12 protein-coding genes are annotated in these 13,285 nt (G+C 69.9%); 6 read left to right on the plus strand and 6 right to left on the minus strand.

The features are described 5' to 3' along the window. Window positions 1-113: 113 nt before the first annotated feature. The 4 genes from AB6807_RS27680 to AB6807_RS27695 are packed head-to-tail and all read right to left on the minus strand — an operon-like array spanning window position 114 to window position 3,246. Window positions 114-875 carry an alpha/beta fold hydrolase gene (locus AB6807_RS27680; RefSeq protein WP_371087055.1) on the minus strand — a complete coding sequence of 254 codons (762 nt, stop codon included), beginning with the start codon at window positions 873-875 and terminating at the stop codon, window positions 114-116. A gap of 24 nt (window positions 876-899) precedes the next feature. Continuing rightward, window positions 900-1,223: a DUF3325 domain-containing protein gene (locus tag AB6807_RS27685; protein WP_371087056.1), complete on the minus strand. Its 324-nt coding sequence runs from the start codon at window positions 1,221-1,223 to the stop codon at window positions 900-902. After that, entirely contained in the window at window positions 1,216-2,913 is a 1,698-nt protein-coding gene (locus AB6807_RS27690) for a PepSY-associated TM helix domain-containing protein (protein ID WP_371087057.1), read from the minus strand. The genes AB6807_RS27685 and AB6807_RS27690 overlap by 8 nt, the downstream gene beginning before the upstream one ends. Window positions 2,914-2,964: 51 nt before the next feature. Further along, window positions 2,965-3,246 carry an iron uptake protein gene (locus AB6807_RS27695; protein WP_371087058.1) on the minus strand — a complete coding sequence of 94 codons (282 nt, stop codon included), beginning with the start codon at window positions 3,244-3,246 and terminating at the stop codon, window positions 2,965-2,967. A gap of 358 nt (window positions 3,247-3,604) precedes the next feature. Between AB6807_RS27695 and AB6807_RS27700 the strand changes: the two genes are divergently transcribed. The 6 genes from AB6807_RS27700 to AB6807_RS27725 all read left to right on the plus strand — a co-directional run bounded on the left by AB6807_RS27700 (window position 3,605) and on the right by AB6807_RS27725 (window position 10,796). After that, complete coding sequence (locus AB6807_RS27700) at window positions 3,605-4,666, plus strand: RNA methyltransferase (protein ID WP_371087059.1); 1,062 nt, start codon at window positions 3,605-3,607, stop codon at window positions 4,664-4,666. A gap of 145 nt (window positions 4,667-4,811) precedes the next feature. Next, complete coding sequence (locus tag AB6807_RS27705) at window positions 4,812-5,315, plus strand: sigma-70 family RNA polymerase sigma factor (protein ID WP_371087060.1); 504 nt, start codon at window positions 4,812-4,814, stop codon at window positions 5,313-5,315. Between the two features lie 20 nt (window positions 5,316-5,335). Further along, window positions 5,336-6,325, plus strand: a complete 990-nt coding sequence (locus AB6807_RS27710; RefSeq protein ID WP_371087061.1) for a FecR domain-containing protein — start codon at window positions 5,336-5,338, stop codon at window positions 6,323-6,325. A 192-nt stretch (window positions 6,326-6,517) separates the two neighbouring features. After that, complete coding sequence (locus tag AB6807_RS27715; protein WP_371087062.1) at window positions 6,518-8,992, plus strand: TonB-dependent siderophore receptor; 2,475 nt, start codon at window positions 6,518-6,520, stop codon at window positions 8,990-8,992. Beyond that, the gene (locus AB6807_RS27720) at window positions 8,992-9,273 is read left to right on the plus strand and encodes a DUF3649 domain-containing protein (RefSeq protein ID WP_371087063.1); all 282 of its coding nucleotides are present in this window, start codon (window positions 8,992-8,994) and stop codon (window positions 9,271-9,273) included. The genes AB6807_RS27715 and AB6807_RS27720 overlap by 1 nt, the downstream gene beginning before the upstream one ends. 26 nt (window positions 9,274-9,299) lie before the next feature. After that, window positions 9,300-10,796, plus strand: coding sequence for a PepSY-associated TM helix domain-containing protein (locus AB6807_RS27725; protein ID WP_165840343.1), 1,497 nt, complete (start codon window positions 9,300-9,302; stop codon window positions 10,794-10,796). Between the two features lie 40 nt (window positions 10,797-10,836). Here the strand turns inward: AB6807_RS27725 and AB6807_RS27730 are convergent, their stop codons facing one another. Both AB6807_RS27730 and AB6807_RS27735 read right to left on the minus strand, forming a co-directional pair. Further along, a complete protein-coding gene (locus AB6807_RS27730) occupies window positions 10,837-11,556 on the minus strand; it encodes an SDR family NAD(P)-dependent oxidoreductase (RefSeq protein ID WP_371087064.1) in 720 nt (239 codons plus the stop codon). A 241-nt stretch (window positions 11,557-11,797) separates the two neighbouring features. Beyond that, a complete protein-coding gene (locus tag AB6807_RS27735; protein WP_286514216.1) occupies window positions 11,798-13,219 on the minus strand; it encodes a short-chain fatty acyl-CoA regulator family protein in 1,422 nt (473 codons plus the stop codon). Between the last annotated feature and the right edge of the window lie 66 nt (window positions 13,220-13,285).

A 13,285-nucleotide genomic window follows, 5' to 3' on the forward strand; every position in this document is an offset into this window, starting at 1 on the left:
GGCAGTGTCTGCCACGCAGGTGAAGTCGCAGTGAAGTCTGTGCGGAAGTTCCGTGAAACGATACCGAACAGCCGGTGTCGCGCGACTACGGCAGCTGTAGCCCGTCAGCCGATTCAGTCGAAAGAACTCACCCAGTCCCACACCCGCGCGGGCGCCTCGACCATCACGTTGTGGCCGTGCGGCCCGAGCTCCGTGGCGTGGGCATCGAGCGCGCGGGTCTGCTCCATGGTGACCAGCGCGTCGTGCGCGCCGCGGCCGAGGTGAACGGGGCAACGTGCCACGCTCATCAGCTCGGACAGCGGCGGCTTGCCGACGGCGTTGGCGCGCGGGTCCATCGCGAGGCGCCAGCCATCGGCCTCCTGGGCGACGCCGCGCAACGCGAGCGTCGACGCCGCACCCGCGATGTTCACGAGCGGCGCCAGGCCGGAGACCTTCAGGTAGCGGTCCCACGCTTCGTCTTCGGTGGCGAACTTTTTCGCGGGCTGCGATGCCAACGCGTCCATGCGACGCAGTTCGTCGTCGCTCCACGCGGCCTTGATGCCGGCGCCGAAGACCTGGTGCGGCGCCACGCCGAACCAGCCCGTGGCCAGTGCCAGCGCGATCACCCCGCCCAGCGAATGGCCGAGCACCACGAGCCGGCCCGAGGCGTCGGCATGCGGCAGCACCGCGCGCGCGACGCTCGCGGCGAGCTGGCCGACGGCGTAGCTGTCTTGCGGCGCAGACCGGCCATGCCCCGGCAGGTCGAGCGCGAGCCAGCGGCCGGGCCAGCGCACGTCGGCCTCAGCCAGCAGGGGCGACCACACGGCGCCTGTCGCGCCCATGCCGTGCAGCAACAGGAGCAGGTCGGGGCCTTGGCCGCCTTGTTCGATGTGCATGTTCAACCCCTTCGTTTCAAGCAATCAGCCGGCCGGCCGGACCCAGGCCACCAGCAGGCCGAGCCAGCGTGCGCGCCAGGTCGCGGTGAACGCGATGGTCAACGCGGCGCCGGCCAGCGTCATGAACCACACCAGCGCGGCCATCGACGCGTGATCGACGCGCAGGCACAGCAGCAGCGATGCCGCCAGGCCCGACACGCCCAGCACACGCAGCAGCCGCACGGTGCCGCGCGTGGCCGGTACCGGCCCGCGCGCCTGTTCCCAATGCACGTCCATGGCCAGGGCCAGCCAGCCCAGGCCGGCGATGTTGGCCACGACGGCCAGCAGGAGCAGCAGCGCGTCAGGCACGGGCGTCCTCCCCCGCGGCCGCCACCGCTTGCGCCGGCGCTGGCCGAAACACGGCCGCAGTCACCGGCGCGCCTGCACGGCGGCGCAGCTTGCGCGCGGCCATCAGCGCCAGCGCCGCGCTCGCGAGCATGAACAGGTCGACGCCGGCCACCGGCCAGTAGCCCGCGCCCACGGTGCGCAGCAAGTGGTCGCCCGTGGTCACCCAGTTCAGCAGCACCGCGGCCACCGCCATGACGGCGACGGCCACGCACTGCTCGGCCCATGCGGGCGCGATGCGCGCCTGCGCCACGTCCGACGTTCTCCAGATGCCGTGCGCAAAGGCCAGCACCCACGCGCCCCAGAAGATGTAGCGCTCCCAGTCGCCGCGCGCGGGCAGGTCGCCCGGCAGCAGGCGGTTGGCGATCAGCATGGCCAGCGCGGCGACCAGCATGCCCGTCACGGTGGACACCGCGAACGCATCGACCCAGCGCGCGCCGCTGCGCCCCTGCTTGGCGTGCTGGCGCTTGCGCTTTTCCACGAAGAAGATGAAGCCGGTGGCAATGCACGCGCAGCCCGACAGACCGCCCAGCACGTACAGCCACCGCAGCAGCCAGTGGCGAAAGTGCTGCAGGTGCAGGCCGGTCAGAAAGGTGTTGACGCTGGCCACGGGCGTGAGCGGCGGGTCTTCGCGCAGCACCTCGCCGGTCGACGCCTTGAAGTGAATGCCCTCGCCCGTGAGCGCGATGCGGTCGGTGCCGGCGCGGTACACGCTCACGTAGCTGTTGGCATCACCCACGTGCTGAATGTTCAGCAAGCCCACGTCGCCCGCCATGTCCTTCGCGGCCCAGCGGCGCTTGGCCTCGGCGACCATGGCGTCCACCGACGCGAGCGGCGCTGGCGTGCCGGCGCGGTCGTGCGGCAGGCCGGTTTCCAGCGCCTCGTGCTTCTCATGCATCTCGTGCAGCGGGTGCAGCTGCGTCTCGGTGATCGGAAAGTAGATGCTCCCGAAAATCACCAGCCCCGAGAACGCGAAGATGAAATGAAAGGGCAGCGCCACCACGCCCGTGAGGTTGTGCAGGTCGAGCGTGCTGCGCTGCGTGTGCTTCTTCGGGCGGAAGGTGAAGAGCTCGCGAAAGATCTTGCGGTGCATCACCACGCCGCTGACCAGCGCCACCAGCATCACGAGCGCGGCGAAGCCGACGATGAAGTAGCCCAGGTTCATCCACTCCAGCTGCAGGCTGTAGTGCAGCGGGTAGAAGAACTGGCTGCCGATCTTCAGGTGGTCGTCGGGCAGCGACTTGCCGCTGCGCGGGTCGATGGTGCGCGCGCCGAACACGCCGTCTTCCGGGTCTTTCGCGTTGGGCAGCTCGTAGCTGGAGAACAGGCTGAGCACGGGGTCGCGGTGCGTGGTGTACGCGGCCCAGTTCTTCACCACCGGAAAGCGCTCGGCCATGGGGCCGTTCACGCGCCCGCGGGCCTGCTCGATGCTCTGCGGCGTGGGCTTCATGTCCTGGAAGACGGGCAGCAGCATCTTGTCGAAGGACGGCATGGGCTGCGGCGCAAAGCGCGACTCGGGAATCGCCCAGCGGTCGATCTCGCGGTCGAACACCGAGAGCGAGCCGAAGAAGAAGACGACCATCAGCACGAAGCCCAGCACCAGGCCGAACCACGTATGAAGCCAGGCCATCGAGAGGCGGAAGTTCTGGAACACGGGAAATGATCTCCTTGGGCGCTCGGTCAGCAGTTCTTGCGGTGCGGCTGTTCAGAGCAGCGCGCGCTGCACCAGCCACGCGGCGGCCGCCATGAGCGCGCCTCCGCCCGCCAGCACGAGCCACACGCGCAACAGGCTGCGCGCCGCGAAGGCCCACAGGAACGCGACCAGGAAAACGATGAAGCCCACGATGTAGCCCAGGGCTTCGGCGTCGTGGAACTCCATGCGCGCGGCGAACAGCAGGCCGATGGCCAGGGCGATGAAACCCCAGGTGAAGGCGTAGCCGCCGAGCATGCCGGCGGCAATGCGAAGTGCAACGTGAGAGGCGGTCATGGGGTGCGCGCCGCGAAGGGGCGCGGGCTGGAAAGCGGCATGCGCGGCATCATAGATTTCGTTCTCCCGGATCGGGCCAGAGACCGTGGTCCCTGGCGGTTCATGCGGCGCTATGCCGTCGGTCCTCGGCGCATGCGCGGTTTCTGGGTGTGCCGGCACACGGATCCCGGCCTTCTGGCGGGGTGTGGCGGCGGCCTGTTGTTGGTGGCGCGATGTCGTGGAGAGCGCGGCATTATAGGAGCCAGATGAGAACGAATCGCATGTAAATGCACCCTCACGCCGACGTCGGCGTGCACAATCGCCCACTCCCCTCCCCCCGATCCCCCAGCCTCCAGGCCTTGACGCCCTTCGGCAGCGCATGCGAATCCACGAACTGAAACAACGCCTGCGCGACGCTGGCGCCGGCCCCAGCCACGAGCAGCGCATTCTTCGGCTGTGGTCACACGCGCTGCCGCGCGACAGCGGCCGCCGCCTGCCGGGCACCTTCTTTCCATCGTCGCTGATGGAGGCGCTGCCGGCCATCGAGGCCGAGCTGGCGGGGCTGGCGCGCATCCACGCCGTGCACCCTGGCGCCGACGGCTCCGAGCGGCTGCTGGTCGCCCTGGCCGACGGCCAGACCGTGGAAAGCGTGCTGCTGCCGCGCGACGGCCTGTGCGTGTCATCGCAGGTGGGTTGCGCCGTCGGTTGCCAGTTCTGCATGACAGGGCGCGATGGCCTGCTGCGGCAGGTGGGCAGCGCCGAGATCATTGCGCAGGTCGCGCTCGCGCGCACGCGCCGGCCGGTGCGCAAGGTGGTGTTCATGGGCATGGGCGAGCCGGCCCACAACCTGGACAACGTGGTCGAGGCGATCGACCTGCTGGGCACGGTGGGCAACGTGGGCCACAAGAACCTGGTGTTCTCCACCGTGGGCGACCCGCGCGTGTTCGAGCGGCTGCTGCAGGAGCGCGTGCGGCCCGCGCTGGCCCTGTCGCTGCACACCACCAAGGCCGCGCTGCGCAAGACGCTGCTGCCGCGCGCACCCAGCATGTCGCCCGAGGAGGTGGTGGCCGCGGGCGAGCGCTACGCGCGCGCCACGGGCTACCCCATCCAGTACCAGTGGACGCTGCTCGAAGGCGTCAACGACGGGCCGGACGAGGTCGAGGGCATCGTGCGGCTGCTGTCCGGCAAGTACGGCGTGCTGAACATGATTCCCTTCAACGCGGTCGACGGCGTGGCCTTCACCCGACCGTCGTGGGAGCGCTGCGAGCAGATGGCGCGCACGCTGCACGAGCGCGGCATTCTCACGAAGCTGCGCAACTCGGCCGGACAGGACGTCGATGGCGGCTGCGGGCAGCTGAGGGCGCGCGCGGCTGAAGTGCAGGTGCGTTTCCAGCGGGACGCGACGGGCAGGACGAGCGTTGGGCCGCCTTCGGCTGTGTGACTGCGAGCTGAGAGACGGCGCGGGCGCGGCCGCACATTGACTTTGCTGATCAACATTTGAGGCGACACGGCAACACTAATTAACCAATACAATTGCGAACGGTTCGCATTCGTCGCGCCACATTCCTCCCCCAGAACCGTTCTCCATGCCCGCGGCCAGCTCCCCCGCCTCGCCCATCGAAGCCCTGTACAGCGACCACCACGGCTGGTTGCTCGGCTGGTTGCGCCGCCGCCTGGGCGACGCCTGCGACGCGGCCGACCTGGCGCACGACACCTTCGTGCGGCTGATGGTGTCTTCGCGCACCGCCAACCTCGGCGACGAGCCGCGCGCGTTCCTCACCCACGTCGCCAAGGGCCTGGTGGCCGACCACTGGCGCCGGCGCGAGGTGGAGCGCGCCTACCTCGAGGCGGTGGCTCACCTGAGCGAGCCCGAGGCGCCTTCGCCGGAGGCGCGCCTGCTCATCATCGAATCGCTGTTGCGCATCGAGGCCATGCTGGCCAGCCTTCCGGCGCGCACGCGGCAGGTGTTCCTGCTGGCGCAGTTCGACGAGCTCACGCTGCAGCAGATTTCCGAGCGCATGGCGATGCCGGTGATCACTGTGCGCCGCCATATCCACAAGGCGCTGGTCGCCTGCATGTCCGTCGCCTGAGCGGCAGGCCGCCCCCCAAAATGAACACTCCGCAGCCGCTGCAGGCGCACGGCGCTCCCCGCACAGCGCTCGACCCCGCGCTGCTGAGCGAAGCCGCCGACTGGATGCTGACTCTGCGCTACGGCGACGACGCCCAGAAAGCGCAGGCCAACGTCAACCGCTGGCGCCAGCAGAGCCCCGCGCATGCCGAGGCCTGGGCGCGCGCCGAGGCGCTGCTGGGCGTGTTCGCCCAGGTGCCCGCGGGCATCGGCAAGGACGCCTTCCAGGTCCTGCAACGCCCCACTCGCCGCCGAAGCATGGGCATGCTGGGCGCGCTGCTGATCGCCGCGCCGGCCGGCTGGCTCGCATGGCGCCACATGCCCTGGCGCGAGTGGAGCGCCGACGTGGCCACCGCGACCGGCGAGCGCAGGTCGATGACGCTGGCCGACGGCTCGCGTCTGGTGCTGAACACCGCGAGCGCGGTGGACATCGCGTTCACCGCCGCGCAAAGGCACATCCGGCTGCAGGCCGGCGAGATCCTCGTCACCACGCACGCCGACCCCTCCCCCACCTACAGGCCGTTCCTTGTGCAGACGCCGCAGGGCACCGTGCGGGCGCTGGGCACGCGTTTCAGCGTGCGCCGCCTCGACGACCAGACCACGCGCGTCGCGGTGTTCGAGCACGCCGTCGAGATCAGCGCGCTGGACGGCGCCTCTCACCTCCTGCGGGCCGGCCAGCAGGCCGACTTCGAGGCGGCGCGCATCCGCTCCGAGGTCGCGGTCGACAACAGCGCCGCGCTCTGGGAGCGGGGCATGCTGCTCGCGCGCAACATGCGCCTGGCCGACGTGGTGGCCGAAATGAGCCGCTACCGCAGCGGCGTGCTGCGCTGCGACCCGGCGGTGGCCGAGCTGCGCGTGTCGGGCGCCGTGTCGCTGGCCGACACCGACGCCGGCCTGGCGCTGCTGGCGCGCTCGCTGCCGCTGCGCATCGAGCAGGCGAGCCGCTACTGGGTGACGGTGGCACCGCGGTAGATGCGGTGGCGCGGTAGACGCGGTGGACGCGGCTCGGCGCTCGAGGACGGCGCATGGAGCGCCCCATGGCAGTCCGAGAAAAAAATCCGCAAGAAGGTGATCACTTTTTCCGTCTCGTCCGGTGACAGGGGGAATGACGCATCGACGCCGATGCGCACCACCGCTCTCACAGACCTCCAAGGACGCAGACACATGACATCGCAGCAGGCACGCCGGCACCGGCGCATCGACGGGTTCGCGCTCGCGCTCACCACCACGGCCATTCGCGCGGCGTTGATCGCAGCGCCAGCCTGCGCGCTGGTAGCCGCGCCCGCCTTTGCCGCCGAGCCCACGGCCCAGGCCCCACGCCAGTACGCCATTGCCGGCGGCACGCTTGCCGACGTGCTGGCCCAGTACGCCGCCGCCACGGGCGTGCAGTTGGTCTTCGAGCCCGGCATGCTCGCCGGCCTGCGCAGCGACGGACTGCGCGGGCGCTACACGCCGCAGGAAGGCTTCGAGCAGGTGCTGCGCGGCAGCGGCTACGAGGCGGTCGGCCAGGGCGGCGGCGCGTATGCGCTGCGCAAGGCCGGCGCACCGGTGCGCAACGGCATAGGCAGCACGGGTGGCACCAACGACGCCGCCACGCTGTCGCCTGTGACCGTCACCGCCGCCACCGAGCGCGAGACGCCCACCAGCCGCGTCAACGGCTATGTCGCCCGACGCAGCGCCACGGCCACCAAGACCGACACCGCCCTGATCGAGAACCCGCAGTCGGTCTCGGTGATCACTGCCGACGAAATCGGCGACCGCAAGGCCGAGACGCTCGACGAAGCACTGCGCTACACCGCCGGCGTCACGCCCAACCTGAAGCCCTGGGCGGTCGACGAGTTCTCGCTGCTGCGCGGCTTCGAGCTGGGCACCGCGGGCGTCTTCATGGACGGGCTGCTCACCTCCGGGCGCTCCTACGCGGCACCCATCGAGCCCTATGGCCTGGAGCGGCTCGAAGTGCTGCGCGGCCCCGCCTCGGTGCTCTACGGAAAGATGCCGCCCGGCGGCATGGTCAACGCCGTGAGCAAGCGGCCGACGGCCGACACGCTGCGCGAGGTCGGCATCGAGTACGGCACCTACGGCCGCAAGCAGCTGAAGGCCGACATCGGCGGCGCGCTCGACAGCCAGAACGAATGGACCTACCGACTCACCGTGCTGGGCCGCGACTCGGGCACCCGGCTGGACAACGATCGCGACGACCGCCTCTTCATCGCGCCCGCGCTCACCTGGCAGCCCAGCGCCGACACCAAGCTGACGCTGCTCGGGCGCTACCAGAAGGACAACCAGGCCTACGCCTGGCAGAACCAGCTGCAGCAGCCCGGCGTGTTCGGCCAGCCGAACCCGAGCGTGAACATCGGCGGCTACGACAACCGCTGGCGCCGCGACAACAAGATGCTGGGCTACGAGTTCGAGCACCGCTTCGACGACACCTGGTCGGTGCAGCAGAGCATGCGCTACAGCGAACTCGACCGCTCCGAGACCAACGTGTTCCCGCGCGGCCTGCGTGCCGACGGCTACACGCTCAACCGCAGCTTCTCCCCGCGCGAAACGCACTGGAAGGGCCTGCTCGTGGACACGCGCGTGCAGGCCCGCGTCGACACCGGGCCGCTGTCGCACACGCTGCTGGCGGGCGTGGACTATGCCAAGTCGCGCATCACCGACGAGTTTCCGTACGACCGCCCGCTGCTCGCGCCCATGAACCTGTTCGCGCCGGTGTACACCCACCAGCCGCTCGCGCCCGCCGCCGACCCGTACGTGAACCGCATGCCGAGCAAGCAGGTCGGCCTCTACCTGCAAGACCAGGTGAAGTGGGACCGCTGGGTGGTCACCGCCGGCGTGCGGCACGACAAGGCCGACGCCTCGGGCACCCGCATTTTCCCGAAGGCCGGTGAAAGCACGCTCGACTACGACACCTCCGCCAGCGCCACCACCGGCCGCGTGGGCGCGGTCTACCTGTTCGATTCGGGCTGGGCGCCGTACGTGAACTACGCGACCTCGTTCTCGCCCGAGATCGGCAACAGCGTGAACGGCGACCCGCTCAAGCCCTCGAAGGGGCGCCAGGTGGAGGCTGGCGTGCGCTACCAGCCCAAGGAGCAGAACCTGAGCTACACCGCCTCGGTGTTCGACATCGTGCGCAGCAACGTGACCACCGCCGCGCCACAGGCGCCAGGCGAGGTGATCCAGACCGGCGAGGTCAGGTCGCGCGGGCTCGAGCTCGAAGCGCGTGCCGAGCTGACCAAAAACCTCAGCCTGATCGCCCAGTACACCTACCTGGACACGCGTATCACGCGCAGCAACGACGGCGACCTCGGCCTGCCGCTGATGAGCGCGCCCAAGCACAGCGCGTCGGTGTGGGGCAAATACGCGTTCCCGGTGGGCGATGCCACCCGCGCCTTCACGGCGCTGGGCGTGCGCTACCTCGGCAAGTCGCGCTCCGCATGGGACACGGAATACGCCGGCATCACCAACCCCAGCATCACGCTGGTCGACCTGGCGCTCGGCTTCGACCGCGGCCCGTGGCGCTTCTCGCTGAACATCAACAACCTGCTGAACAAGCAGTCGCTGATGGATTGCAACGGCAGCATCTGCTACCGCAGCGCCGAGCGCACCGCGAACGTGAGCGCGCTGTACCGCTTCTGATGGCGGTGGCGCGCCGAGGCAGGAGTGCGCTGTTGTCGCGCATGGTGGCCGCACTGTTCGGCGGCTACGCGCTGGCCGCGTTGACCAGCGTGGCCGTGCTGGCCTTGCCTATCGGCACGGTCGAGGCCGTACTTCTGGGTATGCAGGCCAGCTTCGGCGTGTACGCGGGCGCGGTCGTGTGGGTGTTCGCCGCGCGCAGCGCGCGCAGCGCATGGCTGGGACTGGCTGTGGTGGCGATGCCGCTGCTGGCGGCGGCGTGCCGCGTGTGGGCTGCCGCATGACCGGTGCGCCACGCCTTCGCCAGGCCATGGCCGGCCTTCACACCTGGACCGGGCTGCTGTTCGGCTGGCTGCTGTACGCGATGTTCCTCACCGGCGCGGTGAGCTACTTTCGCGAAGAGCTCTCGCAGTGGATGCGGCCCGAGATACCTGCGCTGAAGCAACCGACGGATGCGGCCCGCAGCGCGATGCAGGCGGTTGCCAGCCTGCAGGCGCTGGCGCCCGGTGCGACGCAATGGGTGATCGAGCTGGCAGGTGAACGCACGAACGTCGTGGCCGCCTCGTGGCACATCCGCAGCAACGGAGGCAACGACGGCAGGGCCATGCTCGACCCGCTGACCGGCCACGTCGTGCACGCGCGCGAAACCTACGGCGGCGAATTCTTCTACTACTTCCACTTCTCGCTGCACTACCTGCCGCGGGTGGTCGGGCGCTGGCTGGTGGGGCTGGCCACGATGTTCATGCTGGTCGCGCTGGTCAGCGGCGTCATCACGCACAAGAAGATCTTCGCCAACTTCTTCACCTTCCGTCGCGGCAAGGGCCAGCGCTCGTGGCTGGACGCGCACAACGCGCTGTCGGTCACCGCGCTGCCCTTTCATTTGATGATCACCTACACCGGCCTCGTCACGCTCATGACGCTGTACATGCCGTGGGGCGCCGACAGCGCGCTCCAAACAGCGCAGCTGCGACAGGCACTGAGGGCCGAGATGACGGCGTTCCTGCCGGCGGGCGCGGCCAGCGGCACCGCCGCGCCGCTCGCCGACGTGGGCGCGATGGTGCGCGAGGCCGAGCGGCGCTGGGGCACGGGCCGCGTGGCGCGGCTGCTGGTCGACAACCCCGGCGATGCGGCGTCGCGCGTGACGGTGGTGCGCGGTGACGCGGGGCGCGTGTCGGTGAGCCCGCGCCATGCGGTGTTCGACGGCGCGAGCGGCGCGCTGTTGCAGGTGAAAGACCACTCCGCCCCGGTCGCCGAAACCCGCGGCGTGCTGTACGGCCTGCACGTGGGGCGCTTTGCCGATGGGGTGACGCGCTGGCTGTACTTTTTCGCCAGCCTCACCGGCGCGGCGATGGTCGCGACCGGGCTCGTGCTGTGGACAGCGAAGCGGCGCGCGCGGCAGGCCGTGCAGCAAACGCCCCCCTTCGGCCTTCGGCTGGTGGAGCGGCTCAACATCGCGGCCATCGCGGGCCTTCCGGTGGCGATGGCGGCATTCCTGTGGGGCAACCGCCTGCTCCCGCCCGGCCTTGCGTCGCGCGGCGAGTGGGAGGTTCACCTGTTCTTCATCGCGTGGGGGCTGATGCTGCTGCACGCATGTGCGCGGCGCGTCGGGCGCGCATGGGTCGAGCAGTTCGCCGCCGCCGCCGTGCTGCTGGCCGCCTTGCCGCTGGCAAGTGCATTAGCTGGCGACCGCGACCTGCTCGCCAGCCTTCGCGAGGGGGACGGCGTGTTCGCGTCGTTCGAACTCACGCTCATGGTGCTGGCAGGCGTCTTCGCGGCGGTCGCACTGAAGCTCGCGCGCCGCAGGTAACCGAGAGAGAGAAAGAGACGCCGATGAAGGCCCCCTGCCCTCAACTCACCATGTACCCGCCGTCCACCGGCAGGATCACCCCGGTCATGAAAGACGCCGCCGGCGTGCACAGGAACACGGCCGCGCGCGCCACGTCGTCGGGCGTGCCCCAGCGGCCCAGCGGCGTGCGCGCGAGGATGGGGCCGGCGCGCGCGGGGTCGTCCTGCAGCGCCTGCGTCATCGGGGTGGCGATCCAGCCGGGTGCCACCGCGTTCACGCGGATGCCGTCGGCCGCGTAGGCGATGGCCAGCGACTTGGTGAGCTGCGCCACGCCGCCCTTGCTCGCCGCGTAGCCCGGCACCAGGCCGCCGCCGAAGAAGCTCAGCATCGACGCCGTGTTCACGATGCAGCCCTTGCTGGCCTTCAGCCGCTCGCGCGTGGCGCCGCATACGCGCATGGTGCCGGTGAGGTTCACGGCCAGCACCTTCTCGAACACCTCGATGTCGTGCTCGGCACCGCGCTGCAGGATGCCCGCGCAGTTGAAGACGATGTCCAGCCGGTCGATGTCCGTCAGCGCCGCGGCCAGGCTGTCGGACGACGAGATGTCGGCCGACCTGATGTCGACCGCCGCGTCGAGCGTGCCGTCGCCGCCGCTGCGCCCGAGCGCCGTCACCTGCGCGCCGAGCGCGGCCAGGTGGTTGGCGATGACCGCGCCGATGCCCTGCGTGCCGCCGGCGACGAGGGCGCGCTTGCCGTTGAAGAGTCCTGCCTGGTAGGTCATGGGTGAATGTGGATGGAAAAAAACGTCGGCCCGCAGTGTAGGCAGCCCCCGCGAACGCAAAAGCAAAAGCAAACGCAAAACCGCGAGCCCCTCCACAAAGTCTCCCAATTTGGTCGCCATCATTGCCTTGTCCGCTTGATTCCTCCGGCGGACACCTCCCTCCACAGGCCCTTTGCGAGATCGGGGCCATTCAGCCCGCCTTGTGCGGGCTGTTTTTTTGGTAGCGCCGGGCCACACGCCTTCAGGCGTCCGCCACCGCGTACGGCGTGAACCGGCTTTCGTTCTCGTTGACGTCCAGCGGCCGGCCGATGAACGGGAACGCGCGCTGCGGGCAGGCGTCGCGCTCGCACACCTTGCAGCCCATGCCGATGGGCGTGGGCACCTCCTGGTCGGCCAGGTCGAGCCCCTTGGCGTAGATGAGCCGGGACGCATGGCGAATGTCGCAGCCCAGGCCGATGGAAAAGGTCTTGCTCGGCGAGGCGAAGCCGCGCTGGCCGTGCGACACGGTGCGCGCCACCCACAGGTAGGTGCGCCCGTCGGGCATGCGCGCAAGCTGCCGCAGGATGCGCCCGGGCTGCGCAAAGGCCTCGTACACGTTCCACAGCGGGCAGGTGCCGCCGGTCTTCGAAAAGTGAAAGTGCGTGGCCGACTGCCGCTTCGAGATGTTGCCCGCCCGGTCCACCCGGATGAAGAAAAAAGGCACGCCCGGCGCGCCCGGGCGCTGCAGCGTGCTCAGCCGGTGGCAGATGGTCTCGAAGCCCACGCCGAAGCGCCGCGCCAGCAGGTCGATGTCGTAGCGCAGCGTTTCCGCCGCGTTCAGGAAGAGGCCGTAGGGCAGCAGCATGGCGCCCGCGAAGTAGTTGGCCAGGCCGATGCGGGCCAGCGCGTGCGCGGGCACGTCGCCGAAGCGGGCGCTTTCCACCAGCGACTCGATGAGCGCGGTCTGCTCCAGCAGCGCGAGCTGCGTGGCCAACTGGAACGCCTGCTGCCCCGGCTCCAGGCTGCCCGACAGGCGCAGCACGCGGCTGGTGGGGTCGTAGCGGCGCTGGCTGTCGACGGCGTCGTCGTCGGTGGGCACCACGCGCACGCCGTGCTGTTTCATGAGCCGCTGCAGCAGCCATTCGGACAGCGGGCCGCCATGGCCGCGCGCCTCGGCGGCGAGCTTTTCGGCGGCCGTGTCGAGCGGGTCGAAATGGTTCTGGTGCGAGAAGAAAAAGTCGCGCACCACCTCGAAGGGCATGGGCCGCGTGCGCGAGAAGTCGCCGCGCCCGTCGCCCAGCTCGGCGCCCATGATCTCCAGGCGCTCCATGGCCTCCTGGTGGCGGCGGTGCAGCGCCAGCAGCGCGCGCGCCACGGCGGGCATCTGCGAGGCCACCTCGCGCAGCTCGGGCAGCGCCACGGTTTCGCCGCCGGGGTTGTCGGCCAATGCGTCCCGCATGCTGGAAACCAGGCGCGCTTCTTCGTCTTCGGAGAACTGCTGCACATCGACGCCGAGGGTGCGGCTTATTTTCAGCAGCACGGCCACGGTGAGCGGGCGCTGGTTCTGCTCCATCTGGTTGAGGTAGCTGGGCGACAGGCCCAGCGCCTGGGCCAGCGCCACCTGCGTCATGCCGCGCTCGGCGCGCAGCTTGCGCAGGCGCACGCCCATGAAAGTCTTGCTCATCGTGAGGCTCCTGGCGAATGGCGGAAATACCAGGATTTGCAATATTTGCAAAACCCGCGTTTTTCA

Origin of the sequence: Variovorax sp. RCC_210 (genome assembly GCF_041355175.1) — a bacterium.
Taxonomy (GTDB): domain Bacteria; phylum Pseudomonadota; class Gammaproteobacteria; order Burkholderiales; family Burkholderiaceae_C; genus Variovorax.

What these genes read in the sequence shown, in the direction of transcription:
- AB6807_RS27700 (WP_371087059.1), top strand. Translation starts at nt 3,605, where the DNA reads ATGCGAATCCACGAACTGAAACAACGCCTGCGCGACGCTGGCGCCGGC.
- AB6807_RS27725 (WP_165840343.1), top strand. Translation starts at nt 9,300, where the DNA reads ATGGCCGGCCTTCACACCTGGACCGGGCTGCTGTTCGGCTGGCTGCTG.
- AB6807_RS27680 (WP_371087055.1), bottom strand. Translation starts at nt 875, where the DNA reads ATGCACATCGAACAAGGCGGCCAAGGCCCCGACCTGCTCCTGTTGCTG.
- AB6807_RS27720 (WP_371087063.1), top strand. Translation starts at nt 8,992, where the DNA reads ATGGCGGTGGCGCGCCGAGGCAGGAGTGCGCTGTTGTCGCGCATGGTG.
- AB6807_RS27730 (WP_371087064.1), bottom strand. Translation starts at nt 11,556, where the DNA reads ATGACCTACCAGGCAGGACTCTTCAACGGCAAGCGCGCCCTCGTCGCC.
- AB6807_RS27695 (WP_371087058.1), bottom strand. Translation starts at nt 3,246, where the DNA reads ATGACCGCCTCTCACGTTGCACTTCGCATTGCCGCCGGCATGCTCGGC.
- AB6807_RS27705 (WP_371087060.1), top strand. Translation starts at nt 4,812, where the DNA reads ATGCCCGCGGCCAGCTCCCCCGCCTCGCCCATCGAAGCCCTGTACAGC.
- AB6807_RS27735 (WP_286514216.1), bottom strand. Translation starts at nt 13,219, where the DNA reads ATGAGCAAGACTTTCATGGGCGTGCGCCTGCGCAAGCTGCGCGCCGAG.
- AB6807_RS27710 (WP_371087061.1), top strand. Translation starts at nt 5,336, where the DNA reads ATGAACACTCCGCAGCCGCTGCAGGCGCACGGCGCTCCCCGCACAGCG.
- AB6807_RS27715 (WP_371087062.1), top strand. Translation starts at nt 6,518, where the DNA reads ATGACATCGCAGCAGGCACGCCGGCACCGGCGCATCGACGGGTTCGCG.